This window comes from Domibacillus aminovorans (assembly GCF_001643235.1).
Taxonomy (GTDB): Bacteria; Bacillota; Bacilli; order Bacillales; family Domibacillaceae; genus Domibacillus; species Domibacillus aminovorans.
In genome coordinates this window covers 226,428-253,073 of record NZ_LQWY01000012.1, presented here as the reverse complement: position 1 = coordinate 253,073, position 26,646 = coordinate 226,428, and the positions used below count along the sequence as shown (strand labels likewise).

The 26,646-nt window shown below is 41.1% G+C and carries 26 protein-coding genes and 1 pseudogene; 20 read left to right on the top strand and 7 right to left on the bottom strand.

Annotated features, from left to right (window positions below; all coding sequences use genetic code 11):
• Nucleotides 1-187: 187 nt before the first annotated feature.
• Nucleotides 188-565, bottom strand: a complete 378-nt coding sequence (locus AWH49_RS06385) for a PilZ domain-containing protein (RefSeq protein WP_063965011.1) — start codon at nucleotides 563-565, stop codon at nucleotides 188-190.
• Between the two features lie 137 nt (nucleotides 566-702).
• Here AWH49_RS06385 and AWH49_RS06380 point away from each other — a divergent pair, with 137 nt between their 5' ends.
• The 3 genes from AWH49_RS06380 to AWH49_RS06370 all read left to right on the top strand — a co-directional run bounded on the left by AWH49_RS06380 (nucleotide 703) and on the right by AWH49_RS06370 (nucleotide 3,727).
• The gene (locus AWH49_RS06380; RefSeq protein ID WP_034290203.1) at nucleotides 703-969 is read left to right on the top strand and encodes a phosphocarrier protein HPr; all 267 of its coding nucleotides are present in this window, start codon (nucleotides 703-705) and stop codon (nucleotides 967-969) included.
• Entirely contained in the window at nucleotides 969-2,693 is a 1,725-nt protein-coding gene (gene ptsP / locus AWH49_RS06375) for a phosphoenolpyruvate--protein phosphotransferase (protein ID WP_063965010.1), read from the top strand. The genes AWH49_RS06380 and ptsP overlap by 1 nt, the downstream gene beginning before the upstream one ends.
• A 164-nt stretch (nucleotides 2,694-2,857) precedes the next feature.
• The gene (locus AWH49_RS06370) at nucleotides 2,858-3,727 is read left to right on the top strand and encodes an NAD(P)-dependent oxidoreductase (protein ID WP_063965009.1); all 870 of its coding nucleotides are present in this window, start codon (nucleotides 2,858-2,860) and stop codon (nucleotides 3,725-3,727) included.
• Nucleotides 3,728-3,767: 40 nt separating this feature from the next.
• Here the strand turns inward: AWH49_RS06370 and AWH49_RS06365 are convergent, their stop codons facing one another.
• Nucleotides 3,768-4,925, bottom strand: a complete 1,158-nt coding sequence (locus tag AWH49_RS06365; protein ID WP_063965008.1) for an aminotransferase A — start codon at nucleotides 4,923-4,925, stop codon at nucleotides 3,768-3,770.
• A gap of 147 nt (nucleotides 4,926-5,072) precedes the next feature.
• Here AWH49_RS06365 and AWH49_RS06360 point away from each other — a divergent pair, with 147 nt between their 5' ends.
• Complete coding sequence (locus AWH49_RS06360) at nucleotides 5,073-5,975, top strand: chemotaxis protein (protein ID WP_063965007.1); 903 nt, start codon at nucleotides 5,073-5,075, stop codon at nucleotides 5,973-5,975.
• A 45-nt stretch (nucleotides 5,976-6,020) separates the two neighbouring features.
• Here the strand turns inward: AWH49_RS06360 and AWH49_RS06355 are convergent, their stop codons facing one another.
• The gene (locus AWH49_RS06355) at nucleotides 6,021-6,509 is read right to left on the bottom strand and encodes a YkyB family protein (RefSeq protein WP_051080826.1); all 489 of its coding nucleotides are present in this window, start codon (nucleotides 6,507-6,509) and stop codon (nucleotides 6,021-6,023) included.
• A 105-nt stretch (nucleotides 6,510-6,614) separates the two neighbouring features.
• On the opposite strand from AWH49_RS06355, the gene AWH49_RS06350 reads away from it, so the two are divergent.
• The 14 genes and pseudogenes from AWH49_RS06350 (at nucleotide 6,615) to AWH49_RS06290 (ending at nucleotide 20,750) form a co-directional block, all read left to right on the top strand.
• On the top strand, nucleotides 6,615-8,141 hold the full coding sequence (locus AWH49_RS06350) for a Ppx/GppA family phosphatase (protein ID WP_063965006.1): 1,527 nt from the start codon (nucleotides 6,615-6,617) through the stop codon (nucleotides 8,139-8,141).
• A 19-nt stretch (nucleotides 8,142-8,160) separates the two neighbouring features.
• Entirely contained in the window at nucleotides 8,161-10,263 is a 2,103-nt protein-coding gene (locus AWH49_RS06345) for an RNA degradosome polyphosphate kinase (protein ID WP_063965005.1), read from the top strand.
• Nucleotides 10,264-10,410: 147 nt separating this feature from the next.
• Nucleotides 10,411-10,503, top strand: a pseudogene (locus AWH49_RS19660) (trehalose operon repressor); the annotation flags it as partial.
• 100 nt (nucleotides 10,504-10,603) lie between these two features.
• Nucleotides 10,604-11,809, top strand: coding sequence for an EAL domain-containing protein (locus AWH49_RS06340; RefSeq protein WP_063965004.1), 1,206 nt, complete (start codon nucleotides 10,604-10,606; stop codon nucleotides 11,807-11,809).
• A gap of 55 nt (nucleotides 11,810-11,864) precedes the next feature.
• Complete coding sequence (locus tag AWH49_RS06335) at nucleotides 11,865-12,092, top strand: hypothetical protein (RefSeq protein ID WP_063965003.1); 228 nt, start codon at nucleotides 11,865-11,867, stop codon at nucleotides 12,090-12,092.
• A gap of 129 nt (nucleotides 12,093-12,221) precedes the next feature.
• Nucleotides 12,222-12,482: a YkuJ family protein gene (locus AWH49_RS06330; RefSeq protein WP_018392199.1), complete on the top strand. Its 261-nt coding sequence runs from the start codon at nucleotides 12,222-12,224 to the stop codon at nucleotides 12,480-12,482.
• Nucleotides 12,483-12,613: 131 nt separating this feature from the next.
• Nucleotides 12,614-13,054 carry a cyclic-di-AMP-binding protein CbpB gene (gene cbpB, locus AWH49_RS06325; protein WP_034285719.1) on the top strand — a complete coding sequence of 147 codons (441 nt, stop codon included), beginning with the start codon at nucleotides 12,614-12,616 and terminating at the stop codon, nucleotides 13,052-13,054.
• Nucleotides 13,055-13,106: 52 nt separating this feature from the next.
• A complete protein-coding gene (locus AWH49_RS06320) occupies nucleotides 13,107-14,558 on the top strand; it encodes an MDR family MFS transporter (RefSeq protein WP_063965002.1) in 1,452 nt (483 codons plus the stop codon).
• Nucleotides 14,559-14,563: 5 nt separating this feature from the next.
• Entirely contained in the window at nucleotides 14,564-15,454 is an 891-nt protein-coding gene (locus AWH49_RS06315) for a transcriptional regulator CcpC (RefSeq protein WP_063965001.1), read from the top strand.
• A 71-nt stretch (nucleotides 15,455-15,525) separates the two neighbouring features.
• Nucleotides 15,526-16,236, top strand: coding sequence for a 2,3,4,5-tetrahydropyridine-2,6-dicarboxylate N-acetyltransferase (gene dapD / locus AWH49_RS06310; RefSeq protein ID WP_018392203.1), 711 nt, complete (start codon nucleotides 15,526-15,528; stop codon nucleotides 16,234-16,236).
• A 69-nt stretch (nucleotides 16,237-16,305) separates the two neighbouring features.
• The gene (locus tag AWH49_RS06305) at nucleotides 16,306-17,427 is read left to right on the top strand and encodes an N-acetyldiaminopimelate deacetylase (protein WP_063965000.1); all 1,122 of its coding nucleotides are present in this window, start codon (nucleotides 16,306-16,308) and stop codon (nucleotides 17,425-17,427) included.
• Between the two features lie 226 nt (nucleotides 17,428-17,653).
• The gene (locus AWH49_RS06300) at nucleotides 17,654-18,997 is read left to right on the top strand and encodes a cytochrome ubiquinol oxidase subunit I (RefSeq protein WP_034285711.1); all 1,344 of its coding nucleotides are present in this window, start codon (nucleotides 17,654-17,656) and stop codon (nucleotides 18,995-18,997) included.
• The gene (locus AWH49_RS06295) at nucleotides 18,994-20,013 is read left to right on the top strand and encodes a cytochrome d ubiquinol oxidase subunit II (protein ID WP_063964999.1); all 1,020 of its coding nucleotides are present in this window, start codon (nucleotides 18,994-18,996) and stop codon (nucleotides 20,011-20,013) included. The genes AWH49_RS06300 and AWH49_RS06295 overlap by 4 nt, the downstream gene beginning before the upstream one ends.
• A gap of 77 nt (nucleotides 20,014-20,090) precedes the next feature.
• Complete coding sequence (locus tag AWH49_RS06290) at nucleotides 20,091-20,750, top strand: potassium channel family protein (RefSeq protein WP_018392207.1); 660 nt, start codon at nucleotides 20,091-20,093, stop codon at nucleotides 20,748-20,750.
• A 15-nt stretch (nucleotides 20,751-20,765) separates the two neighbouring features.
• Here the strand turns inward: AWH49_RS06290 and AWH49_RS06285 are convergent, their stop codons facing one another.
• From AWH49_RS06285 to def, 4 genes are all read right to left on the bottom strand, one after another.
• A complete protein-coding gene (locus AWH49_RS06285; protein WP_063964998.1) occupies nucleotides 20,766-21,290 on the bottom strand; it encodes a C39 family peptidase in 525 nt (174 codons plus the stop codon).
• A 60-nt stretch (nucleotides 21,291-21,350) separates the two neighbouring features.
• The gene (gene rnjA / locus AWH49_RS06280; RefSeq protein ID WP_034285704.1) at nucleotides 21,351-23,018 is read right to left on the bottom strand and encodes a ribonuclease J1; all 1,668 of its coding nucleotides are present in this window, start codon (nucleotides 23,016-23,018) and stop codon (nucleotides 21,351-21,353) included.
• A 3-nt stretch (nucleotides 23,019-23,021) separates the two neighbouring features.
• The gene (locus AWH49_RS06275; protein WP_018392210.1) at nucleotides 23,022-23,231 is read right to left on the bottom strand and encodes a DNA-dependent RNA polymerase subunit epsilon; all 210 of its coding nucleotides are present in this window, start codon (nucleotides 23,229-23,231) and stop codon (nucleotides 23,022-23,024) included.
• A gap of 347 nt (nucleotides 23,232-23,578) precedes the next feature.
• Nucleotides 23,579-24,133 carry a peptide deformylase gene (def, locus tag AWH49_RS06270; protein WP_063964997.1) on the bottom strand — a complete coding sequence of 185 codons (555 nt, stop codon included), beginning with the start codon at nucleotides 24,131-24,133 and terminating at the stop codon, nucleotides 23,579-23,581.
• Nucleotides 24,134-24,510: 377 nt separating this feature from the next.
• On the opposite strand from def, the gene pdhA reads away from it, so the two are divergent.
• Entirely contained in the window at nucleotides 24,511-25,623 is a 1,113-nt protein-coding gene (pdhA, locus tag AWH49_RS06265) for a pyruvate dehydrogenase (acetyl-transferring) E1 component subunit alpha (RefSeq protein WP_018392212.1), read from the top strand.
• A gap of 3 nt (nucleotides 25,624-25,626) precedes the next feature.
• Nucleotides 25,627-26,604 carry an alpha-ketoacid dehydrogenase subunit beta gene (locus AWH49_RS06260; protein ID WP_018392213.1) on the top strand — a complete coding sequence of 326 codons (978 nt, stop codon included), beginning with the start codon at nucleotides 25,627-25,629 and terminating at the stop codon, nucleotides 26,602-26,604.
• The last annotated feature ends 42 nt before the right edge of the window (nucleotides 26,605-26,646 follow it).

Genomic DNA, 26,646 nt, shown 5'->3' with positions numbered 1-26,646 from the left:
CGTAAAGCAGTCAGCAGTCAGACACATGTATTCGGGATCAGCTATTGTGAATAGATGCTCGATACGGAAAATCATGTCCGAACCGAATACGAAATTATTTAAATCTTGCCGATTTGGCTAATACATTGATAACGGGGGAAAATATCATTATCAATGGCGGTATGGTAAAAAGGATGATTTAACATCCTTACGTCCGCCGTTTTTTCAAATGTTCTTTTGAATATGTTTTTAAAGAAGCGATAATTTGTTTTTTCAGTTCTTCATGGCCATCGCTTTGAATGCCATATTCAAATGAAGTACCTGCATATCGTTTTCGAATCATTTTTCCGGTAAAATGAATAAGAGTTTCGGACAGTTGGAAAGAACAGGTGAGAATGTATTCATCTCGTAATTCAATATCTGTTTTTGAAGCGACTTTCATTCCATTAGGGCTTAAATCCAGAATGTATGATTGAAATGACTGTACTTTTTCTTTTACGCCGTCCTTATGTACATACACTTCGCAAATGGTGGGAATGGTTTCTGAAAAAGAATATCGAAACGCTTCCTGTCTTTTATAATACATGGATAAATACCCCCTTTATAATTGTCTATTTTAGAAGAAGTTAACAGGAAGAGCAATAAGAGAAAACGCAATAATTGAGTGGGGGAAAGATTCATGCTATCCTCAATGAAGAATAATGATAAAGGAGAGACTGACTAATGTCTAAAAAATCATATACTGTAATAGCGGATACAGGTATTCATGCGCGTCCTGCAACGCTTCTCGTACAAACAGCAAGCAAATTTTCAAGCGATATCAATCTTCAGTATAATGGGAAAACGGTGAACTTGAAATCCATTATGGGTGTTATGTCTCTTGGAATCGGTAAAGGCGCGGAAATTGTGATTTCTGCAGACGGTAGTGATGAAACAGCGGCGCTTGAATCCATTGAAACGCTATTGAAAAGCGAAGGTCTTGCAAACTGATGGTGGGCCTATTAAAAGGGATTGCAGCTTCTGACGGTATTGCTTTTGCGAAAGCGTATCGTTTATTGGAACCGGATCTCACAGTTGAAAAGCGGACAGAATCTGATACAGCAGCTGAAGTAAAACGTTTCCGTGCTGCGTTAAAAAAATCAGAAACAGAACTTGAAGTCATTAAGGAGAAAGCGCGCCGCGATCTTGGAGATGATAAGGCGGCCATTTTTGAAGCGCATTTGCTTGTATTAAACGATCCGGAATTGACAGGGCCTATTGAAGAAAAAATTAAAAGTGATTCTGTCAATGTAGAATTTGCCCTTGAAGAAACGGCGAATATGTTTATTGGTATGTTTGAAGCGATGGAAAATGAATACATGAAAGAGCGTGCTGCAGACATTAAAGACGTAACGAAACGCATTTTAGCGGCACTTCTCGGTGTTGAACTTCCGGCACCGGCACTTATTGCAGAAGAAGTGGTTGTTGTCGCTGAAGACTTAACGCCATCGATGACGGCACAGTTAAACCGTGAATTCGTGAAAGGATTTACAACAGATATTGGCGGTCGTACTTCTCACTCGGCCATTATGGCGCGTTCACTTGAAATTCCAGCAGTGGTTGGGACGAAAAATGCGACTTCTGATATTCAAAATGGTGATTTAATCATTATTGATGGGCTTCAAGGTGAAGTGCATATTAATCCGACAGAAGAAGTGGCTTCAGAGTATAAAAAGCGCAGTGAAGCGTATCAGCAGCAGCGTTTAGAATGGGCAAAGCTTGTAAACGAACAAACGGTGACAGCTGATGGTCATCATGTAGAATTGGCCGCGAACATCGGTACACATGAAGATTTGAAAGGTGTCAAAGCAAATGGCGGTGAAGGAATCGGTCTCTATCGGACAGAATTTTTGTATATGGGCCGTGACTCTTTGCCAACAGAAGAAGAGCAATTTACAGCATACAAAGCAGTTCTTGAAGGAATGGAAGGCAAGCCAGTTGTCGTTCGTACGCTTGACATCGGCGGCGACAAAGAACTTCCATATTTGAATTTGCCGCATGAAATGAATCCATTTCTTGGCTTCCGGGCGATTCGTCTTTGCCTTGAAGAACAGGATATTTTCCGTACGCAGCTGCGTGCATTGCTTCGGGCAAGTGTACATGGCAATTTGAAAATTATGTTTCCGATGATTGCAACAGTGAATGAATTCCGTGAAGCGAAAGCCGTACTTCTTGAAGAACGTGCAAAGCTTGAATCAGAAGGTACTGCCGTTTCTGAAAACATTGAGCTTGGGATTATGGTTGAAATTCCATCAACAGCTGTTATTGCCGATTTATTTGCGAAAGAAGTCGATTTCTTCAGTATTGGCACAAACGACTTGATTCAATATACGATGGCTGCTGACCGTATGAACGAGCGTGTATCCTATTTGTATCAGCCATACAATCCTTCCATTTTGCGTCTCGTAAAAATGGTGATTGAAGCGGCTCATAAAGAAGGAAAATGGGCGGGTATGTGCGGCGAAATGGCTGGAGATGAATTAGCCATACCGCTTCTTTTAGGTCTAGGTCTTGATGAATTCTCGATGAGTGCAACATCTATTTTAAAAGCACGTGCGCAATTGAAGCATTTGTCGAAATCAGACATGGAAGCTTTGGCAGCTGAAGCCATTACGTTGTCAACAGCAGAAGAAGTTGTTGAACGTGTTCAAGCGAGTACACAAAAAATAATATAGAAATAGGTGTAAAAAAAGAGAGAGCGGGAATAATACGAATGTAACCAGTTTTTATTCTCCATTTCTCTCACTTTTGTTCAGACAACTCGTTGTCTGAACTTTTTTTGTGCAAAAAAATTCTGAAATATGCGACAATAAGAAGACTATATAAAGGAGGCGACATGATGAACAAACAAAAAGTTGGGTTTATTGGTATAGGTGTAATGGGGAAACATATGGCTTCTCATTTGCAAAAAGCAGGCTATCCGTTGTTTGTCTACACACGAACAAAATCAAAAGCGGCTGATTTACTCGAGACAGGTGCAACTTGGTGCGAAACACCGTCTAAACTGGCATCTAAAACAGATGTTGTATTTACGATTATCGGTGAACCGAAAGATGTAGAGCAAGTATACATAGGAGAAAACGGTCTGTTTGAAGGGAGTCATGCAGGACAAGTCTTTATTGATATGACAACATCGAAGCCGAGCCTTGCACAAGAACTATATGAAAAAGGTAAAGAGAGAGACATTTCTGTACTCGATGCGCCTGTTTCAGGTGGAGATATTTTTGCACAGTCAGGAAAGTTGTCGATCATGGTTGGCGGCGATGAACATATTTTTACTGAAATGAAACCGTTATTTGATACAATTGGTGAAAATATTGTGTATCAAGGAAGAGCAGGAGCTGGACAGCATACAAAAATGTCAAACCAGATTGCGATTGCATCGAACATGATAGGTGTGTGCGAGGCGATTACTTATGCGAAAACAGCTGGACTGGATCCAGAAACAGTTCTAAAAAGTATAGCGCTCGGTGCAGCGGGCAGCTATTCATTGTCAAATCTTGCACCCCGTATGATGAAAGAGGACTTTGCACCAGGCTTTTTTATTAAACACTTTATTAAAGACATGAAAATTGCCCTTGAAGAAGCAGAACAGATGGACTTAAAATTGCCGGGGCTGTCAATGGCGAAAGACATGTATGAAAAGCTGGCAGCGCAAGGTGAAGCGGAAAATGGTACGCAGGCACTTATTAAAGCATATAACAAGTAAAGAAAAGCAGGTTCTCAGTCGAAGAGAACCTGCTGTTTTTTTACTTTTTTAAATGGTTAAGGTATTGTTCAATTCGTGCTAGTCCTTCTTGGATGTCTTCAATGCTGCAAGCGTATGAAAGACGGAACCACCCTTCACCAGCAGGGGAAAAAGCGCTGCCGGGTACAACAGCCACTTTGTACTCTTTCGCAAGTGTGAGGCAAAAGTCAAAGGATGAGCCGCTGAAATCATCCGGTAATTTGACAAAGAAATAAAACGCACCATCCGGTTTTACTGTTTTCAATCCGAGTGTTTGGATTTTATCATAAGCTGTATCACGGCGGATTTTATACTCTTCCCTCATCGGGATTGCATCATCGATGCCGGCTGTTAACGCCGCAATTGCCGCTTTTTGTGAAACAGATGAGGCGCATGAAACATTGTATTGATGTACTTTTAATATGTGACGGGTAATAATTTCAGATGCAAATAAAAGACCAATTCGCCAGCCGGTCATCGCATGCGATTTCGACAGACCATTAATGACAATCGTCTGCTCGGGAAGGTAAGAGGCGATTGATACGTGCGGTCGTTCATAAATAATTTCACTATAAATTTCATCCGCTAGAATGAATAATTCATGTTTTTTTGCAAGCTGTGCGATGTCCTGAAGTTCACGATCTGTTAAACTAACGCCGGTTGGATTAGAGGGATAAGGCAAAATGATCGCCTTCGTTCGGCGCGTCAATGACTGTTCAATGAGGGCTGCTGTCATGCGAAAGTCATTTTTAGTCGTATCTACCATGATCGTTTTCGCTTCACATAAATGAATAATAGGCTCATATCCCGGATAAACGGGCCCGGGTACGATCACTTCATCTCCAGATTGCAAAATGGTACGAAGAGCGATATCAATCGCCTGGCTCGCCCCGACCGTGACAATGACTTCTGATTCTGCATTGTACGAAACATCATATTTTTGTTTGTAAAATTCAGCTGCTGCTTTTTTTAACTCGGGCAGTCCAGCATTTGGTGTGTAGACAGTTGCATTTTGTTCAATCGCTTGTATACCTGCTGCCTTTACGTGATCGGGTGTATGAAAGTCAGGCTGCCCGATCGTCAATGAAATCATGTTTTCAGTTGTGCCGACAAGATTGAAAAACTTTCGTATGCCGGATATTTCAATTTCTTTTACACGTTCGTTTAATCGATGTTCCATTTTGTAAGCCACCTTTATTAAGTACTATTGTTATTATAATGTAAACGTAATGTTAACGATGTTAAGAAAATCTAAATTTTTCAACCATACGCATTTTTTTATTTCGTGATATAGTAAAATAAAAATGCGTAAGGGGTCTAATGACATATGACAAATGATTATGGTATTTTACTTGAATCAGGCACGAATGAATTGGAAATTGTTGAATTTGAAGTGCAGGACAACAAATATGGTATTAATGTCATGAAAGTAAAAGAGATTATTCAACCGATGCCGATTACATTTATTCCGCATGCGCATGATCACATTGAAGGGATCATTCAACTGCGTGATGAAGTGCTTCCAGTCATCGATATGGCGAAAGTGCTCGGTATGCCTCCATCGGCTAATCAAGCGACAGATAAATATATCGTGACGGAATTTAACCAGCAAAAAGTCGTTTTTCATGTACAAAATGTAACGCGTATTCATCGTATTTCCTGGACTGATATCGAGAAACCATCTGAAATGTACCAAGGCATCGACAATCAAATTATCGGTGTGATCAAAATGAGTGAAACGATGATTTTGTTGATTGATTTTGAAAAAATTGTTGTCGATATTAATCCGTATTCAGGTATTCATATCGATCAAATTCAGAGCCTTGGCAAACGAGAACGGTCTGAAAAACAACTTATTGTTGCAGAAGATTCGCCGCTGCTGCGTAAACTAATTCACGATACGCTAAGTGAAGCAGGGTATGATCAAGTTGAGTTTTTTGAAAATGGTCAGTTAGCGTACGACTATTTAGAATCCACCATTGAACAAGAAAATACCTTTGAAAAAGTGAAGCTCATCGTGACGGATATTGAAATGCCAAAAATGGATGGCCATCATTTAACGAAACGTATTAAAGAGCATCCGCAATTAAATAAATTGCCCGTGATCATTTTCTCATCTCTCATTACAGATGAGCTGCGTCATAAAGGAAAAGGTGTCGGTGCAGATGCCCAGGTGAGCAAACCGGAAATTGCCCGTCTTGTTGAATATATTGACGAACTTGCACTGTAAAAGAGAAAAAGGACGCTTGCCAAGCGGGCTGCGTCCTTTTTCGTTCTAATATGACTGTCCAAGTGGTTTAAAAACGGGCTTTGTATACTGTTTACGGCCTGGAGGGTTACGTTTTGACTGATCTTCTTTCATCCCAGTATACGCCTCCAACACTCCTTTTGCTTTTGACAAACTCATCGAGCATCGCGGATTACGAAATTCCTCATTGAGGCGTCCTAGATGAGGAAGTAGATTGAAGTCTTCTTTGCATGGCGGTATATGGAATGTATAATGACCACATTCAACGAGGACGTCTGATTGCTGTCGGCTATGCTTTGGATTTCGGGAAAAGTGAAGGCCTTTTTTTTTCGCTTTGCCTTCTTTAATCATTTTTAAGAGGGCTTGCTTCTTTAACTGATACAAATATTTTGGATTTGTAGCCGTCTTTGCATGACGGTTAACTGTAAAGATCGCTTTGGCGAGGATATCATCAGATGAAGGTTCGGTGAAAGGTTCAGATAATTTACTCACAATTGAGACTCCTTTCGCATTCATTTTTTCTTATTATACACTTTTTCAGGCGGATTTGAAAGCAATCATAATGGTTTGAGTGGTATATTTAAGTGGAAAAGATGAATAAAAAAGAAAGCAGGAAAGCCGATGGAGCACAGTAGAACAGCAATTATTGATATCGGGTCGAATACAGTTCGTCTCGTTTTATACAAAGAACAAGGAGCAGGAATTGAGGAATTCCGTAACGTAAAAGCGCCACTCAGATTGAATCGTTTTCTAGATGAATCGAGCGTGATGAGTGATGAAGGAATAGCACTATTACTTGAAGCACTGAAAAACTTTCGTGAAGTACTTGATTATTATGATGTAACAGAAGTGGAATGCACGGCAACTGCTGCGATCCGTCAGGCAAAAAACAGGGATGAAATCATTCGGAAAGTGAAAGAAGAAACCGCTTTTCAAATCCGGCTTTTATCAGGTGAAGAAGAAGCATTATACGGTTTATCAGCTGTATTAAAAACGATGCCCGCAGACAATGGCTTGACGATTGATATTGGCGGGGGGAGTACAGAAATTACACTGTTTGAAAATAGAAAATTGAAATATTCACATAGCTTTCCATTTGGTGTTGTCTCACTTAAACAGCTGTTTATTGCAGAAGGTCGGATGAAGCCGAAAGAACAGAAAAAAATGGCGGAATACATTCAAAGTGAATTGTCAAGGTATCCGTGGCTGCAAAAAGCACCGGATGGCGTTATTGCAGCCATTGGAGGAAGTGCACGGAACCTTGCGATTGTGCAGCAGTTAAAAGAAAATTATCCGCCGCTCGGTGTTCATGGATATGATTTAACGTTAGATGCACTTGATAGGCTGCGCGAAGAACTGTCATCATTATCGTATTCAGAACTGGAAAAGGTGGATGGTCTTTCCAATGAGCGGGCCGATTTGATTTTGCCAGCGATCGAAGTATTTTACCAGCTAGCCGTTCATACGAATGCAAACGGCTTAATCGTCAGTTCACGCGGGCTCCGCGATGGCATTATGCTTGAACGTATAAAAGGCGGACAGTATAAAACAGCGGCAGACGTGAAGCGAAACGGAATTAAACGGCTTTTAAAAGTGTACGGACATGACGATGAGCATCATCATCAAATGATGACGTTGATGGAAAAAATGGTGAATGGTTTTGAAAAAGAAGGTTTACTAAACGTCACAAAGCAAGAACGATTTATAATTGAACAATCAGCAGCGCTATTTTATCTAGGGGAATATATCTCATCAAGTTCTAAAAGCAGGCATACATTTTATTTGTTAATTAACTCATTATTTGATGGATTTACACACTCTGAAAAAGCGTATCTTTCATTAACTGCGTCATTCACAAATAATTCGACATTAAAGCAGTATTTAGAAGAATTTAATGGATGGTTTACTAAAGAAGAAATACAAAAAATGCGTGAATACGGTGCTCTGTTGAAACTATGCTACAGCTTAAATAGCTCAAAACGAAGCGTCGTACAGGATCTTGATGTCAAAGAGAAGCAAGATAGTATTCTCATTACTGTCTATTGTGAAGGCAATGAAATGGCGGAGCGTTACCAGAGTGTTAAGCAAAAAAGACATCTTGAAAAAGCGCTGCATAAAGAGATTACATTACAGTTTAAACAAAAATGATTGAAATGAGGGATGTCCAGTGAATGGACAGGTGGAAAAGGACTTAGCGAATCCAAGTTATTATAACAATCGTGAATTGAGCTGGCTTAATTTTAATCAGCGTGTATTGCAGGAAGCATCGGATTTAAATAATCCACTTCTTGAGCGAATGAAATTTTTAGCTATTTTCAGCTCCAACCTGGATGAATTTTTTATGGTGCGTGTCGCCGGACTGAAGGATCAGGTGAAAGCCGGTTTCAATAAACCGGAAAACAAAGCAGGATTAACACCGAAACAGCAGTTAAAAGCGATTAGTGAAAAAGCACATGAACTGGTACATACACAAAACCGTGTCCTGACAGAAGAAATTTTGCCGGCACTTGAAGAAGAAGGGTTTCATTTCGTAAAACCGAACGAATTGAATGCTGAACAAAAAAAGTTCCTTCAAGACTATTTTGAGAATGAAGTGTTTCCAGTGCTGACCCCGATGGCAATCGATGCGTATCGTCCGTTTCCAATGCTTTTGAATAAAAGTTTGAATTTAGTTGTTATGCTTGAAAATGATGACCCTGAAGCAGAAGCAGACCGTGTGGCAATCGTTCAAGTACCAGGTGTCCTTGAGCGGGTCATTGAAGTACCTTCTGATGCAAAGGGAGGAACGTATGTCCTTTTAGAAAATGTACTTATTCATTTTATTGATCGTATTTTCCAAGGATATAGAGTGAAAAATGTAAACATGTTCCGGATTACGCGAAATGCGGATATGGAAATTCATGAAGAAGGCGCACGTGATTTGCTTCTTGAAATTGAAAAAGAGTTGAAAAAGCGGAAATGGGGAGCTGCGGTTCGCCTTGAGATTAAGTCGCAGGATTTTGATCAGCATGTGCTTGATTATTTATTGGATGAACTCGAAATCCACTATAAAGATGTATATGAAATTGAAGGTGCGGTCGATTTAACCTTATTCTTCTCATTTACGAAAAAATTAAGTTTATTGAGGGAAGGATTAACGTACGAAACGTTTATTCCACAGCTTCCGGAAGATTTATCATCGCGTGAAGATGTGTTTGAAAAGACATTGCAGCAAGATATTCTGTTTTACCATCCGTACGAGTCGTTTGAACCGGTCGTCGATTTTATTTCACAGGCAGCAGACGACCCATCAGCACTGGCGATTAAAATGACGTTGTATCGCGTCAGCGGCGATTCACCGATTATTGAATCACTGAAACGGGCCGCGGAAAAAGGAAAACAGGTGACGGTACTTGTTGAATTGAAAGCACGTTTTGATGAAGAAAATAATGTGCAGTGGGCAAAAGAGCTCGAAAAGGCAGGCTGCCATGTTATTTATGGCATGCACAATTTGAAAACACACAGTAAAATCACGCTCGTCGTCCGTAAGCTTGCGGGAAAAATTGAACGATTTGTTCACCTCGGCACGGGGAACTATAATGATGCTACGGCGAAAATATACACAGATCACGGGTTGATTACGTCGAAAAAAGAGTTTGGCATTGACGCAACAAATTTCTTTAACTATTTGAGCGGCTATATGGATAAGCCAAAATATAATCATCTTGTCGTCGCACCATATGACATTCAAGAGGCATTTATTAAATTGATTGAAGAAGAAATTGAGATTCATAAAAAACACGGTAACGGCCGGATTATTGCGAAAATGAACTCATTAACAGACAAACGTTTGATCATGAAGTTTTATGAAGCGTCAAATGCGGGTGTTCAAATAGACTGCATTATCCGTGGTATATGCTGCATGAAGCCAGGGATACAAGGCGTGAGTGAAAATATTCGCGTCATTAGCATCATTGGTCGTTTCTTAGAGCATAGCCGCATTTATTACTTCCATCATGCGGGGAAGCGGAAGGTATATTTATCATCCGCTGATATGATGACACGTAATATGATTAAACGGGTGGAGATTTTATTCCCCATTATAGAAGATGAATTAAAAGACCGTTTAACAAATTTCCTTCAATTACAATTATCAGATAATGCAAAAGCGCGTTACCAAGATAGTGAAGGAAATTCCCGTTATGTGGAACGTAATAAAGGCGATATATACATTAACAGCCAGATGGAATCGTTAACGGCTGCGTATCGAGTAAGAGAAGACGAAGAGTGAAAAGAAAAACTCCGTGTAGAGTCGTTATACGGAGCTTTTCTATCGTACAAGGGATTAATCAATTTCCATGTTAATAAACGGGCAGTGAATTCCGCTGTCTTTTTTTGCGTAATCGTTTTCTTTCTATCTTGACGACTTGTATATACATTGGATGATGCAAGTCTATTTCAATATACAGAGTCAAGACAACGATTGGATAAATTCCGATTTGTTGATTTTGCCCGGCGTCATAAGAAATGAACCCGGTCCTTAAACAGGCCGGGTTTTCTGATGAAAGCATATTCGAGAAAAGTCATGTATAATAATAAGCGATTTGATGGAAAAAAGGGGGGGTCCTTCAATGGATGCACTGGAAATAATGAGTAATCTCGACCGGGTCATCCCATATTATCAGCCGATCTTTAGCGCTGATGAACATAAAATTGCTGGCTACGAAGTACTTGGCCGTTATATGGATGGAGAGAAGGCAAAGAGTCTTGGCGGCTTTTTTCATGATGAAGATACGCCGGATGAATACCGCCATGAAGTGGAGGATGTTATTTTAAAAAAAGCGCTTGATGATTATACAGCTGAAAAACAGAAGTCGTTTCTATTTATTAATCGGCAGGTATCAGGACTTCTCGAAGACTACGGTGAATCGTTTCTTGCGATCATCGAAAGCTATACAGATAAAGGGGTGACGCTTGATAAAATCGTACTTGAAATTTCGGCAGCAGAATACAGCGCTTCGCTGGATAACGTTTTGCGCTATTACAAGACGCTTGGCATTCGTCTGGCAGTAGATCATCTTGGCGAAGCAGAAGACGATATTCGGCACTTTGCTAGTTACTCCCCGGATATATTAAAAGTAAGTCTGCAGGCGCTCCGCAAAGATGCAGGAGATCAAACATATAAAAACATAGTTTATTCTCTATCTATGTTTGCAAGGAAAATTGGCGCATCCCTTTTATTTGAAACAGTAGAAGTCGAATATCAACTGCAATATGCATGGAAAAATGGCGGTCGCTATTATCAAGGGTTTTACCTTGCTGAACCATCTCCTGTATTTGTAAATCCGGATCAGTTAAAAGCTATGCTGCGAGAGAAATGCAGTCAGTTTATTTCTTACGAAAAACAGGCACTAAACAGCGTATATACACTAGCAGATAAAATTGAAATGGAGCTCGATACGATTTTGTCCAAATCAAAATCAGCTTCTAAAGAAAAACTATTGGAAGAAATTGGGCAGCATTTTGATGGCATGTGTTTTCGCCTTTATATATGCGATGAAAATGGTTTTGAACTGACACCTAACTATTTTAAAAAAGAAGGCGAGTGGGTGTTTCAGCCGGAGTATTTCGATAAGAACTGGAGCTGGCGTCCTTATTTTCTAGAAAATATATTAAGAATGCGGAAAAATGGTGGTGGACTTATTTCTGATTTATATAGCGACATTGAAACGGGAGAAACGATTCGCACGTTTTCATGTCCAATCAGAGATAATGAATATTTGTTTTTCGACATTCCTTATGAATTTTTGTACGATCAGGAAGGGCTTTTATATTAGTGTATAAGAAGAAGGAAAGCGGGGGAGACTAGCAAATATCACGAAGAATGAGAAGGTGGCTGTCATCGCATTTTTTCTAATTGGTTTAATCGTTGTGCTTGCCGGGCTTTTCGGTACAGTGGCCGTCATGAGACGAGCATCAGCTGGAAAAGTAAAGGATGAAAATCTAGGTGTACTCGTACGCAGTCATCCTTATACGCTCAATCCGATTTTCTGGACGTACGTGGTCGTCGCAGTGATTTGTGCAGGTATTATTCTCATCGTTTGGTTTAGGGGACGCTAATTTTTTGGCGTCTCTTTTTGAGCGAAATCGGTGAAAAAAAGGGATAAAAATGTTGGATTATCAAATAGATGTATGGTATATTTCTTGTGCTTACTTAATGGATTACGAATCGAAAGGGGTCGACAATATATGTCGCAACTAGTTGGAATTGTACAGCGTTTAAAGTCATTGCAGGAGGGCGGAGAGCAGGGTGAAGTGCAGCAACGCCTTTTTGAGTTGAACGGAAAAATGCTTTGTCAGGTGAAATATTTCCCGAATAAAGATACATTTGAACTTGAAGTGTATGATAAAGATGGAAAAGGAAGTAAATATCCGTTTGACGATATTGACATGACCGCGATTGAAATTTTCGAACTGCTTCAAGAAGCGAAACAGCAGGAACAGGCATAAGACAGTTGCCATTTGTGAGCCGAATCTTTTTTAATTTAAAAGAACGGCTCGTCTACCTGGCGAATTGCTTACACGGTTTGCTATAATAAAAGATAAGTTAAGCGCTTACAAAAGGAAAAAGGAGAATCAAGATGATTTCCTTCACAAACAAAGATGTATTACAGACAAATATTATGGATTACATTATTCCAGGGGAGAAAGTAGCATTCGTTCAGCGCGGTAACAGCCTCGAGCATGCGCTTCTCATTTTGACAAAAAGCGGCTATACGGCGATTCCTGTGCTGGACACAAAGTACCGTCTTGAAGGCTTAATCAGTATCCCAATGATCACGGAAGCAATACTGGGTCTTGAACGAGTTGAATTCGAACGGCTTGAACATATGAAAGTGAAAGAAGTCATGGCAGTGGATAAGCCGAGTTTAACGGTTCATGATCATTTTCGAAAAGCACTCGGTCTGTTAATTAATCATCCTTTTTTGTGTGTGACCGATGAAGAGGGTTATTTTGAAGGGATTTTGACGAGGCGGGTCATTTTAAAACAGTTGAATCATTACATCGATCAGCTGAATTAACGGGGATCTGCCTAAGGGGCGGGTCTTTTTTTGTTGAAAGAAGGATCAAATTATGAAAGAAAGACAAACAAACCAGCGCCTCGTACTAGTTGCTGTGATGCTGGCAATGTTTATGAGCGCGATTGAAGCGACAATTGTGGCGACGGCCATGCCGGATATTGTAGCTGACCTCGGTAGTTTTTCATTATACAGCTGGGTATTTTCAGCCTATTTGTTAATGAACGCAGCGACCGTTTTAATATATGGAAAACTTTCCGATATTTTTGGACGCCGCCCGGTTTTATTTGCCGGGATCGCGATCTTTTTAATTGGCTCTGTTTTATGCGGCTTTGCAGCATCGATGGAGCAAATGATTTTATTTAGGTTTATACAAGGAATAGGCGCTGGGGCGATCATGCCGGTGGTGACAACGATTGTCGGTGATATTTATACGAAAGAAGAACGGGCGAAAGTACAGGGTTATTTAGCTAGTGTATGGGGTATTTCTGCTGTATCTGGTCCAGCGCTGGGAGGATTGCTTGTTGAATTTGTTTCGTGGCGCTGGGTGTTCTGGATGAACGTGCCGCTTGGCGTTATTTCGATCATTATGCTATTTCTTTTTTTACATGAAAAAGTGGAGAAAAAGAAACCAAATATTGATTACATCGGAACGGTTTTGTTTTTAATGAGTATTTCATCTTTTATGTATCTTCTTGTCGAGGCAGGGAAAACCGATTTCATGATTCCGCTTCTCATTGTCGGAATGATTTCACTCGTTTTCTTTGTCTTTCATGAGCAGCGGACAGCTGTGCCGATGATGCCATTTCATTTATGGAAAATGCGTCCGATTTTAATCGCTAATCTTGTCTCATTGACGACTGGGATTATGCTGATCGGCATTTCGACCTTTTTACCGATGTATGTGCAAAGTGTAATGGGGAAAAGTGCAACGATAGCAGGGTTCACATTAACCGCTATGTCTATTGGTTGGCCGATTGCTTCATCGTTGTCTGGAAGGCTTATTTTGTTTGCTGGCTATCGAACGACGACATTGATTGGCGGTGCGGCGCTGCTTACGGGTGGACTTATGTTCGCCTCTATGGATCCGTCTTACGGACCTTGGTGGGCAGCGGCTTCATCTTTTGTAACAGGTATTGGCATGGGTCTGACTTCAACAGCCTTTATTGTCTCCATTCAAGACGCCGTCGACTGGCATGAACGGGGAGCGGCAACGGCATCAAATATGTTTATGCGCAATATTGGCAATACGATCGGTGCTGCACTTCTTGGTGGTATATTGAATATTCGTCTTACTGCTTATTTGCAAAACAATCCGGATGCGTCTGATGATTTAACCGTTGATTCTATTAATGAGCTTCTTGGAGAAGGCGTTCAGATGAGCGAATCCGCCCGTTTCATTTTAAGCGAAGGGTTGACGACATCGCTTCACGTCGTATACTGGATCGTATTTCTATTTGCAGTGGTTTCGTTCATGCTGCTGTTGTTTTTGAAGAAAGGGGAATAAAAAAGATGTCCTTTTCAGAAATCCGCTTGTTAACGGTGCTTGCAGAAGAAATGAATATGAGAAAAGCAGCCGAGCGTCTTTTTGTCTCTCAACCGGCACTTTCCCAGCGGCTTCAAACGATTGAAAAAGAGTGGGCGCACAAAATATTTAACCGTTCAACAAAAGGACTGTCTTTAACGCCTGCAGGTGAACTTATTGTTGATTATGCAAAAGAAACGCTTGAGAAAAAAGAACGACTGCTCGAAGAATTGCAATCACTGGAACCAAACGTACATGGAACGCTAAAAATTGCTTGTGCAAGCATTGTCGGCCAAAATTGGCTGCCAAAAGTATTAAAACTCTTTGTTGAGCGATATCCGTATGCGAAAATTCAACTTATGACGGGCTGGAGCAGTGAAATTTTAAAAGAGCTGTATGAAGGTGATGTTCATATTGGGATCATTCGAGGCACACCTGAATGGAAAGGCCGAAAAATTCATTTGTTTGAAGATCCGCTTTATTTAGTTGATAAAGACATTCAGGATGTAGAAGAAGTATTAACGACAGAAAAACCGTTCATTCAGTTTAAAAGTGATTCAAATTACGATCAGGAAATTCAGGAATGGTGGCATAATCGATTTCAGGTGACACCAAAGCGTTCTATTGTTGTTGATCAAATTGAAACGTGCCGTCAAATGGCGTTTAATGGAATCGGCTATGCGATTTTGCCGGCGATTACGCTTTCAAATCAGGAAAATAATTTGTATAAAACGCCGCTTCTAGACCGCGACGGAGAACCGATCCAGCGAGATACGTGGATGCTTGGCTATGATGCTGCGTTTGAACTGCGGCAAGTGCAGGCATTTGTTGAAACGGTTGAACGGTTTATGGAAAAATCGGATGAAAATTGCTTGTGAAAATTGCTTTACTTTGGTAAAGTAAAAGCAGAAAAATTTAATATAAAAAGTCTGAGGAGGAATACATAATTATGAAAATGATGGATGCACATGAAATTATTTCATTTATTAGTAACAGCACGAAATCAACACCAGTCAAAGTATATGTAAACGGTGACGTGGAAGGAATCAACTTTGGCGCTTCTGCGAAAGTGTTTGGCGAAGGTAAATCCGTTGTCGTATTTGGCGAGTGGGCTGAAGTATCAGAGGCACTTGAGCAAAATAAAGACAAAGTGACGGATTACGTTGTTGAAAACGACCGTCGCAACTCAGCGATCCCGCTTCTCGACATGAAAAATATTACAGCGCGTATTGAGCCGGGTGCTATCATTCGTGATCAAGTTGAAATTGGTGACAATGCTGTTATTATGATGGGTGCTTCAATTAACATCGGCGCTGTTATTGGTGAAGGCACGATGATTGACATGAATGCAATACTTGGCGGCCGGGCAACAGTCGGTAAAAATTGCCACGTTGGTGCCGGAGCTGTGCTAGCGGGTGTTATTGAGCCGCCATCCGCATCGCCAGTTGTACTTGAAGATAACGTATTAATCGGTGCAAATGCTGTCGTTCTTGAAGGCTGCCGTATTGGTGAAGGTTCCGTTATCGCAGCAGGCGCTATCGTAACAGAAGATATTCCGCCATTCTCGGTTGCTGTTGGAGCACCAGCACGCGTTATTAAACAAATTGATGATAAAACAAAATCAAAAACAGAAATTATTCAAGAACTCCGCAAACTGTAAGAGCGGTGAGGGAAGAACGCGTGGGCAGTTGCCTACGCGTTCTTTTTAAAAAAGAGGAGGACTGTGCACATGAACCGTTTTGTCGATATTCGCCGCGATCTCCATCAAATTCCGGAGCTTGGCTTTGAAGAGGAGAAAACACAACAATATTTATTAAACTATTTACATACATTGCCGCAGGACCGGATCGAACTAAAAAAGTGGCGTACCGGCATTATTGTTAAAATGAAAGGATTGAAACCGTCGAAAACAATCGGCTGGCGTACTGATATTGATGGTTTACCGATTACTGAAAAAACAGATCTCCCGTTTTCATCGATACATGAAGGCCGGATGCATGCCTGTGGACATGACTTTCATATGAGCATTGCTCTCGGTGTTGTTACACATTTCGCCGAAAATCCGATCAATGACGATCTTGTTTTTATCTTTCAGCCGGCAGAAGAAGGACCGGGTGGCGCAGAGCCGCTCATGGCGTCTAAAGAATTAAAAGCATGGATGCCTGATGAAATTTATGCGCTACACATTGCGCCGGAACATCCCGCTGGCACTATTGCAACAAAGCCAGGTCTTTTGTTCGCGAATACGTCAGAGTTATTTATTGATTTTAAAGGGAAGGGCGGCCATGCAGCTTATCCGCATGAAACGAAAGATATGGTTGTTGCAGCGTCATACTTCGTTACACAGCTTCAATCGATCGTGTCTAGAAACGTCGATCCGCTCGACAGCGCGGTCGTAACAATTGGTAAAATGACAGCTGGTACTGTGCAAAATGTCATTGCAGAGCATGCGCGTCTAGAAGGGACGATCCGCACGTTGTCACCGGAAGCGATGATGAAGGCAAAAGCACGTGTTCAAGCACTATTAAAAGGCATTGAAGCATCCTTTGAATGCGAGTCGGAAATTGATAATGGCAGCGGCTACTATCAAGTATTTAATGATCCAGCAGTGACGGACCGATTTATTCAATTTGCCAAAGCGCAAACGGATATTCAGTTCGTTCATTCACGTGAAGCGATGACCGGTGAAGATTTTGGCTTTATGCTAAAAGAAATACCAGGCATGATGTTCTGGCTGGGCGTCGGTTCTGAATACGGCCTTCACCACGCAAAATTGAACCCGGATGAAGCTGCCATTGAAACGGCAATCTCGTTTATTACCCGCTATTTCACCGCCCTTGGACATAAGTAAATTATATAGAAGACATGTTCATCGAGGCCTAACAACTAAGTTAGGTCTCGATAAGTCTCTATACATGAAAGAAGGATAAACAAGGAGAAGAAAATTTTTTAGACATGTTTGTGAAGTTTGTCACAAAATAGTCATACCCCCTTTATAGCATTGTTATTGTTTTCGGTTTACAATACGAGTAGCGTGATAATTTTATTTAAATTGAATCACTCGGGAGGTCATATGAATGGAACTCGATAGCGTCATGCTCAGTCGGATGCTGACAACGATGACATTAATGTTTCATATTATTTTTGCGATGATCGGTGTCGGCGTACCGGTTATGATTGCCATTGCTGAATTTATCGGTATTAAGAAAAATGATCCGCACTATTTACTATTAGCAAGACGCTGGGCACGTGGCTTTACGATTACAGTCGCTGTAGGTGTTGTAACGGGAACTGCAATTGGCTTACAGTTGTCACTGTTATGGCCAAGTTTTATGGAAGTAGCGGGACAGGTTATTGCTTTGCCATTATTTATGGAAACATTTGCGTTTTTCTTTGAAGCAATTTTCCTTGGAATTTATTTATACACGTGGGACCGGTTTAAAGGAAAATGGACACACTGGCTCTTAACAATTCCAGTTATGATTGGGTCATCGGCGTCTGCATTGTTTATTACGACAGTGAATGCATTTATGAATACGCCGCAAGGATTTGATTTAAAAAACGGTCAGGCGATCAACATTGACCCGATAGCAGCGATGTTAAATCCAGCAACACCATCAAAAGTGTTCCACGTTGTTTCGACATCATATATGACGTCAGCGGCCATTTTAGCAGCGATTGTGGCGTTTGCCATTTTAAAAGGAAAACGCGGTCAATACGAGCAAAAAGCGCTTCGTTTAACTGTTACGTGCACGTTAATTTTCTCGGTCCTTACAGCCATTGCGGGCGATGTATCAGCGAAATTTTTAGCGGAAGTGCAGCCGGAAAAATTAGCAGCGGCTGAGTGGCATTTTGAAACGGAAGAAGGAGCAGATATTATTTTCTACGGAACACTCAATGAAGATGGCGAAATAGAAAACGAAATTCGTGTTCCGAAACTGTTGAGCTTTCTTGCAGGTAATTCATTTGACACGGAAGTAATCGGTTTAAATGAAACGCCTGAAGATGAACGTCCGCCGCTTTGGATTCACTACATGTTTGATATAATGGTCAGCATTGGTATGTTCGTCATGGCGATAACGGCGCTCTTTGTCATCATGAGTAAAGTGAAAAAGTGGAATGAACTAAATAAGCCGCTTTTATGGGCGGTTGTTGCATCAGGGCCGCTTTCTCTCATTGCCTATGAATCGGGCTGGATTTTAGCTGAAGTGGGCCGTCAGCCGTGGATTTTACGCGGTTATATGAAAGTAGCGGAAGCGGCGACGAGAAATGATGATGTAGGCATTACGTTTGTCATGTTTGCGCTGCTTTACCTCGTACTCGGTGTGATGACAGTGGTCGTGTTGATTAAAATGTTTAAAAATTCGCCGGCGGAAGCGGAACTTGAAAAACGCTTTCCAAATGGGGAGGGATCAGCATGAATTTAGAACTTCTCGGGATCACGGTTCTATGGACATTTTTGTATGGCTATTTAATAGTATCGTCTATTGATTTCGGTGCCGGTTTCTTCGCTTTCTATGCGAGGTGGAAGAAAAAAGACCATATTATGAATGATCTTATTTCACGTTACTTATCACCTGTATGGGAAGTAACAAACGTGTTTTTCGTGTTCTTTTTCGTCGGCATTGTCGGTTTTTTTCCGACTACGGCGTACTATTTCGGAACAGCGCTTCTTATTCCAGCGAGTGTCGCAATTATTTTGCTCGCGATTCGTGGTTCGTTTTATGCGTTTAATAATTATGGATCACGTGATAGTATATTTTACCTTTTCTTATACGGAGCGACAGGATTATTAATTCCTGCTTCGTTATCAACAGTATTGACGATCTCAGAAGGAGACTTCTTGGCCGTTACGGATGATAAAGTGACATTCCTTGCTAAAGAGTTGTTTACGAGTCCATTTTCATGGAGTGTCGTCTTTTTATCTATCGTGTCGGTCTTGTATATTAGCGCCACGTTTTTAACGTATTATGCAGATCGTGCGGATGACAGACAAGCGCGCCGGACGATCCGGCAGTTTGCACTGTTCTGGAGCATGCCGACAATTGTGGCAAGCCTTCTCGTCTTTATATCACTGCAAATGCACAATCCAGAACATTACAATAAAGCCATAACAGAATATTGGTGGATGTTCGGGTTATCGCTCCTCTGCTTCGGTATTGCTTCCTGGTTTATTTATACAGGGAAAAGATACGGCACGGCCTTTATTATGGTGATGCTGCAGTTTTTCTTCGCCTTTTTCGGCTATGGAGCATCTCATTTGCCATACATTTTGTATCCGTATATTACGGTCCATGAAAATGTAACGAATGAAACGATGGCGTTGGCACTCGTTATTGCGTTTATTCTAGGACTGCTCTTGCTGATCCCGTCACTTATCTTATTGATGAGACTTTTCCTTTTCGATGCAGATTATGTGAAAGGGAAAAAGAAATAAGCGAAGTTTTAATAAATTCGTGGTAAACTCTCATAGCAAGAACCACTTTTAAGCCTTGAGAGCGGGGGGAAATGAATATGAAAAAAGAATTTGTCGTTATTGGCCTCGGCCGCTTCGGCAGCAGTATTTGCAGAGAGTTGAGCGAGCAGGGAATGGAAGTGATGGCGATCGATAGGGATGAAGACCGAGTGAATGAATTCGCATCGATTGCGTCCCATGCTGTTGTCGCAGATACGACAGATGAATCCGTATTGAAAAGTCTAGGCATTCGCAACTTTGACCATGTGATTGTTGCGATAGGTGATGACATTCAATCAAGCATTTTGACGACGCTTATGTTAAAAGAAGTTGGCGTCAAAAAAGTAACAGCAAAAGCACAGAATGATTACCATGAAAAAGTATTATTAAAAATTGGCGCGGATCAAGTCGTTCATCCAGAAAGAGACATGGGACGGCGTATTGCAAACAATATTGTGTCAAATAATGTACTTGATTATTTAGAGCTTTCCGATGAGCATTCCATTACAGAAATTATTGCGAATGAAGCTCTTGCAGGGAACACGATAATCGATCTTGATATTCGTGTCCGATATGGAATTAATATTGTCGCTATTAAGCGGGGAAAAGAAATTATTGTTTCACCGCAGGCGGATGAAACAATCGTTGTGAATGACATTTTAATTATTATCGGAGCGGATAAAGATATTGACCGTTTTGAGAAAAAAATGAATGATTAAATGAAAAATCCCACTTCAAAGTGGGATTTTTTGTGAATCAGGTGGTGTAATAAGGACGAAGCGAAGCATAGAAGAATGCTCTCTATAGGATACATGTCTTCGTTTACTTTCCCGGCCAGGTGCCCCGTTATCGTGAAAGAATAAAATGATTTCACCATTTTTCATTTCATAGCCGGTTATGACAACCCAATGATACGCATACATCGGTTTTGAAAAAAAACGAAGTGTAAAATATTTGTCGAATTTTGCTGCGACAGGGTGTCCTTTTTGCAGTTCATCCATTACTTCATCAATTCGATTCGTGCTTTTCACTAGCCAGTCTGGACCAAGAAGACGGCGAAGCTTATAAACCATCATAAAACGAAACAGACCGATCGGTGTCGTGGACAGTGATGTATACAATTCGTTCACATGAATCGGATAAGTCCCGCTAAACCAGTAGTTTAATATAACTGAAACCGTGACTGGACCACAGGCTGAAGAACGGAATTGCGGTTTTATATCATCATCGTACTGCGATTTTCCTTTCACGGGGATCATGAATTATGCCTCCCGATCAAAAAGAGCTTTCCAAAGGAAATGGAAAGCTCTTTTGTTATGTTACACTTCCATAATGATTGGTAAAATCATTGGACGGCGTTTCGTTCTTTCGTAAAGAAATGGCGAAAGCGTATCGGTAATTTCATTTTTAATGTCGGACCATTGAGTTGTATTACTAATGAGTAATTGCTTAATATGACGATTTAACACCGATTGTGCTTCATAAATTAAATCGCCTGATTCACGCATGTACACGAATCCACGTGAAATAATATCAGGGCCCGCTTCAATTTTATTTGTTGCTTTATTAATGCTCACAACAACGATCACAAGACCTTCTTCCGATAAAATTCGGCGGTCACGCAAAACGATGTTGCCGATATCGCCAATACCGCTTCCATCAATGTAAACAGAACCAGATTGGATGCGGCCGGCAACGTGCGCTTCCTCTTTTGAGAGGGCAAGTACATCTCCATTGTCCATAATAAAGCAGTTTTCTTTCGGTACACCGCAGTCGATCGCATGCTGGCAGTGTGTTTTTTGCATCCGGTATTCACCATGAATGGGCATGAAAAATTTAGGTTTAATAAGACTGAGCATTAACTTTTGCTCTTCCTGACTCCCATGGCCAGATGTATGGATGTTATTAAGAGGTCCATGAATGACATCCGCGCCGGCACGTGACAATGAATTAATAATTCTATTTACACTCACCGTGTTCCCTGGAATGGGTGAGGATGAAAAGACAACGGTATCTTTTGGCTGAATTTGAATCTGACGATGGGAACCGTTCGCGATGCGAGAAAGAGCAGCCATAGGCTCTCCCTGGCTGCCAGTACAAAGAATCGTGACTTTGTTGGCAGGTAATTTATTCAATTGATGTGTATCGACAAATGTGTCTTTAGGACAGCGAATGTAACCTAACTGTTGACCGAGCGTAATGGCATTGTCCATACTTCGTCCAAATACACCGACTTTTCGGCCGTCTTCAACCGCTGCTTCGACTACTTGCTGCAATCGATGAATATTTGATGCGAACGTTGCGAAAATAAGCCGGCCTTCTACTTTACGAAAGATGTTACGGATACTTTCGCCGACTTTGCGTTCTGACATTGTAAAGTTAGGTACTTCACTGTTCGTGCTATCAGAGAGAAGGCAGAGTACGCCTTCTTTGCCGATCTCAGCCATTCTCGTTAAGTTTGCAGGTTCACCGACTGGTGTGAAATCAAATTTAAAATCTCCTGTGTGAACGATGCTTCCTTGAGGTGTTTTAACGACAACACCATATGAATCCGGAATACTGTGTGTTGTTCGGAAAAAAGAAACGGACGTTTTTCGAAATTTAATCACATCATCTTCCACGACTTCATGAAGGCGGGTACGGCGCAGAAGTCCATGCTCATCCAGCTTATTACGAAGCAGACCGAGAGCAAGTTTTCCGCCATACACAGGTACATTGACAACACGCAGCAAGTAAGGGATACCACCGATATGGTCTTCATGACCGTGCGTGACGAACAACCCTTTAATTTTATCTGCATTTTTTTCTAAATATGAATAGTCCGGAATCACGTAATCGATCCCAAGTAATTCATCTTCTGGAAACTTTATTCCAGCATCAATTAAAATAATTTCGTCCTGAAATTGGACAGCGTACGTGTTTTTACCGATTTCACCCAAACCGCCGAGGGCAAAAACAGCTGTTTGATCATTTTTTACGAATTTCATGTTTTACAGCTGCTCCACTTTATAGTTTGGCGACTGCTTCTCATATTCGAGGTGAGATTCGTTTACCAATTGAACAAATTCAATATTGTATGGGCGGTTTTTTAATGCGTGACGAACGGCGCGTTCTGAATCCGCTTCTGCGTATAACGATTTCGTATTTTCGCGAACGGGTACCTCTGAATAATCTTCTTGATAGTACACTTTGTAAATCATGAACTTCTCTCCTTTTTCCGAAGTAATATATACAAACCGCATGTGAGCGGTTCTTCTCAGGGTGTTAATGTTTTTTAATTATATAGAAAAAAAGATGTTTTTACACGAAATGAACATCTTCGGTCTCTTACACAAAGACAGCCCTTCGTTTCGGAAGGGCTTAACCATTCAATGTTATGCAATTGTTTTTCTTCTGAGCATGTCTTTCCACTGTTTTACAAGCTTTTTTTTTAGCTTTTTTAACATCGTGGATCACTCCTTAAAGCCATTTTATCATACGCATGGCTTTATGAAAAGAAAAATGGGTATGCGCGTAGTATGCGTTGTATTAATAATGTTTATACATATTATCGTTCAATGGGTTGTGCGTTATCTTCTACACGGAATGGGTCATTTTGGTCAATATAGTCGTAAAATAAGACACCGTTTAAATGGTCAATTTCATGCTGAATACAGATGGCAGGCAGTCCTTTTAAACGAAATTTAACTTCATCACCAGCAAGTGTCGTGCCTTTGATTGTGACGCGTGCATAGCGATGAACGTATCCAGGTACGTCGCGGTCAACCGACAAGCATCCTTCTCCACTCGTTAAAAATGCTTTTTCTACCGAGTGGCTGACAATTTTCGGGTTGAAAAGGGCATAACTTATTAGTACGCCTTTTTCATCTTTTACATGAATGGCAATCATTCGTTTTGACACGCCGATTTGGGGAGCTGCAAGGCCGATGCCAGGGCGCAGTCCGTGTTTTTCTGCGATATCCGGGTTCTGGCTATTTTGTACATATTCCATTAAAGAAGCAAGTACTTCTTTCTCTTCCGGTGAAGCAGGGAGTATCACGTCGCTCGCTTTTTCACGCAGGACAGGTTCTCCTTCACGCACGATATCATTCATTTTAATCATCTGTATACCTTCCTTTTTTTCCGATTGGTGTACTTATCTTATCAAAAAGTGTGCAAAATGTTAATGCCACATATTGTGTGTTTTGAAAAGGAAAGAAAGGGAAAATAGAGAAGGGCAGGTTAGAGAAATGTAATGTATAACAGATGTTAAAAGCGCTTTCTTTTTATAATACAGATTGTGTTTTTGAACTAATACAGTCTTTGTTTTTTTGGGGAGTACACAAGAGGATTATTTAAAATTGACGGATTAAACATGATGATATAAACTATTAATCATTGCTTCATATTGTATCAGTGCCTTTGTGGAAACAACTGATACAGGGAATTATAAATAAAAAAATAATCGTGTAACCAATAATGAAAGGATAGGTGTTGATCATGAGTGCAAAGAAAACTGCTCAGCTCGATCCACAACAAATACTTGAATCCATTGAAAATCAAATTGAAATGATCCAAGTTTTAAATGAAGAGGGGAAAATTGTAAATGAAGAGGCTGTGCCGAAGATGTCGGATGAAGAGCTTCAAGAGTTAATGGCGCGTATGGTGTATACACGTGTTCTTGATCAGCGCTCTATTTCGCTTAATCGTCAAGGTCGATTAGGTTTCTATGCGCCGACAGCTGGGCAGGAAGCGTCACAAATCGCCTCTCATTACGCGCTTGAAAAAGCGGACTGGATATTACCAGGCTACCGTGATGTGCCACAAATCGTCTGGCATGGACTTCCGCTTTGGAAGGCGTTCTTATTCTCACGTGGACATTTCGTCGGTAACCAGGCACCTGAAGGCGTAAATGTATTGTCACCGCAAATTATTATCGGTGCACAGTATGTTCAAAATGCAGGCGTGGCACTTGGATTGAAAAAACGCGGCAAAAAAGCAGTCGCTGTAACGTATACAGGTGATGGCGGTTCTTCACAAGGGGATTTCTATGAAGGAATTAACTTTGCAGGAGCATTCAATGCACCGGCGATTTTCATCGTGCAAAACAACCAATTTGCGATCTCAACACCGCGTGAAAAGCAAACCGCAGCGAAAACGATCGCTCAAAAAGGAATTGCTGCTGGTATCCCATTTGTTCTTGTTGATGGTATGGATCCACTTGCTGTATATACAGTCGTAAAAGAAGCCCGCGAGCGCGCAATCAATGGCGGCGGCCCGACATTGATTGAAACAGTGTGTTACCGTTATGGCCCGCATACAATGGCTGGTGACGATCCAACACGCTATCGTACTTCTGATCTTGATACAGAATGGGAGAAAAAAGATCCGCTCGTTCGCTTCCGTAAATATCTTGAAGAAAAAGGCTTATGGAATGAAGAGAAAGAAACAGAAGTAATTGAACGCGCAAAAGAAGAAATTAAAGATGCGATTAAAAAAGCAGATGAAACACCAAAACAAAAAGTAACAGATTTAATGGCAAACATGTATGACGAAATGCCAGCTAATCTGAAAGAACAATATGAAATTTATACTGCAAAGGAGTCGAAGTAAGCCATGGCACAAATGACAATGATTCAAGCGATTACTGATGCCTTACGCGTAGAATTAAAAAACGACGAAAACGTACTTGTCTTCGGTGAAGACGTAGGCGTTAACGGCGGGGTATTCCGCGCGACAGAGGGTCTTCAAAAAGAATTTGGAGAAGAGCGCGTATTTGATACACCGCTTGCGGAATCAGGAATCGGTGGTCTAGCTGTCGGTCTTGCTCTTGAAGGATTCCGTCCTGTACCAGAAATTCAATTTTTCGGTTTCGTATATGAAGTAATGGATTCAGTAAGTGGACAGCTTGCGCGTATGCGCTACCGCTCTGGCGGCGTTTACTCGGCTCCTGTGACAATCCGTTCTCCTTTTGGCGGCGGCGTTCATACACCTGAACTTCATGCGGATAGTTTAGAAGGTTTAATGGCGCAGCAACCAGGATTGAAAGTCGTTATTCCTTCCTCTCCGTACGATGCAAAAGGACTTTTAATTTCTGCAATCCGCGACAACGACCCAGTTATTTTTCTTGAGCACATGAAATTGTACCGTTCGTTCCGTGAAGACGTGCCGGAAGAAGAATACATAATTCCTTTAGGTAAAGCGGCTGTGAAACGCGAAGGTTCTGATTTGTCGATCATCACATACGGTGCAATGGTTCATGAATCATTGAAAGCAGCAGAAGCACTTGAAAAGGAAGGCTACTCTGTTGAAGTCATTGATCTTCGTACGATTCAACCGCTTGATATCGAAACTATTATTGCGTCTGTTGAGAAAACGGGTCGTGCAATCGTCGTGCAGGAAGCGCAAAAGCAGGCAGGTATTGCAGCGAATGTTGTCGCTGAAATTAATGACCGTGCGATCTTGAGTCTTGAAGCACCTGTTCTTCGCGTAGCAGCACCAGATACAGTCTTCCCGTTTTCACAAGCGGAGGCCGTATGGCTGCCTAACTATAAAGATGTCATTGAAACAGCAAAAAAAGTACTTGAATTTTAATGAATAGATCACATTAGAAACGGGGGGCCTTGCGCCTCCTTT

Coding starts and splice junctions, on each gene's coding strand:
- AWH49_RS06385 (WP_063965011.1), bottom strand. CDS start 565: ATGTATTATAAAAGACAGGAAGCGTTTCGATATTCTTTTTCAGAAACC.
- AWH49_RS06380 (WP_034290203.1), top strand. CDS start 703: ATGTCTAAAAAATCATATACTGTAATAGCGGATACAGGTATTCATGCG.
- ptsP (WP_063965010.1), top strand. CDS start 969: ATGGTGGGCCTATTAAAAGGGATTGCAGCTTCTGACGGTATTGCTTTT.
- AWH49_RS06370 (WP_063965009.1), top strand. CDS start 2,858: ATGAACAAACAAAAAGTTGGGTTTATTGGTATAGGTGTAATGGGGAAA.
- AWH49_RS06365 (WP_063965008.1), bottom strand. CDS start 4,925: ATGGAACATCGATTAAACGAACGTGTAAAAGAAATTGAAATATCCGGC.
- AWH49_RS06360 (WP_063965007.1), top strand. CDS start 5,073: ATGACAAATGATTATGGTATTTTACTTGAATCAGGCACGAATGAATTG.
- AWH49_RS06355 (WP_051080826.1), bottom strand. CDS start 6,509: ATGAATGCGAAAGGAGTCTCAATTGTGAGTAAATTATCTGAACCTTTC.
- AWH49_RS06350 (WP_063965006.1), top strand. CDS start 6,615: ATGGAGCACAGTAGAACAGCAATTATTGATATCGGGTCGAATACAGTT.
- AWH49_RS06340 (WP_063965004.1), top strand. CDS start 10,604: ATGGATGCACTGGAAATAATGAGTAATCTCGACCGGGTCATCCCATAT.
- AWH49_RS06330 (WP_018392199.1), top strand. CDS start 12,222: ATGTCGCAACTAGTTGGAATTGTACAGCGTTTAAAGTCATTGCAGGAG.
- cbpB (WP_034285719.1), top strand. CDS start 12,614: ATGATTTCCTTCACAAACAAAGATGTATTACAGACAAATATTATGGAT.
- AWH49_RS06320 (WP_063965002.1), top strand. CDS start 13,107: ATGAAAGAAAGACAAACAAACCAGCGCCTCGTACTAGTTGCTGTGATG.
- AWH49_RS06315 (WP_063965001.1), top strand. CDS start 14,564: ATGTCCTTTTCAGAAATCCGCTTGTTAACGGTGCTTGCAGAAGAAATG.
- dapD (WP_018392203.1), top strand. CDS start 15,526: ATGAAAATGATGGATGCACATGAAATTATTTCATTTATTAGTAACAGC.
- AWH49_RS06305 (WP_063965000.1), top strand. CDS start 16,306: ATGAACCGTTTTGTCGATATTCGCCGCGATCTCCATCAAATTCCGGAG.
- AWH49_RS06300 (WP_034285711.1), top strand. CDS start 17,654: ATGGAACTCGATAGCGTCATGCTCAGTCGGATGCTGACAACGATGACA.
- AWH49_RS06295 (WP_063964999.1), top strand. CDS start 18,994: ATGAATTTAGAACTTCTCGGGATCACGGTTCTATGGACATTTTTGTAT.
- AWH49_RS06290 (WP_018392207.1), top strand. CDS start 20,091: ATGAAAAAAGAATTTGTCGTTATTGGCCTCGGCCGCTTCGGCAGCAGT.
- AWH49_RS06285 (WP_063964998.1), bottom strand. CDS start 21,290: ATGATCCCCGTGAAAGGAAAATCGCAGTACGATGATGATATAAAACCG.
- rnjA (WP_034285704.1), bottom strand. CDS start 23,018: ATGAAATTCGTAAAAAATGATCAAACAGCTGTTTTTGCCCTCGGCGGT.
- AWH49_RS06275 (WP_018392210.1), bottom strand. CDS start 23,231: ATGATTTACAAAGTGTACTATCAAGAAGATTATTCAGAGGTACCCGTT.
- def (WP_063964997.1), bottom strand. CDS start 24,133: ATGATTAAAATGAATGATATCGTGCGTGAAGGAGAACCTGTCCTGCGT.
- pdhA (WP_018392212.1), top strand. CDS start 24,511: ATGAGTGCAAAGAAAACTGCTCAGCTCGATCCACAACAAATACTTGAA.
- AWH49_RS06260 (WP_018392213.1), top strand. CDS start 25,627: ATGGCACAAATGACAATGATTCAAGCGATTACTGATGCCTTACGCGTA.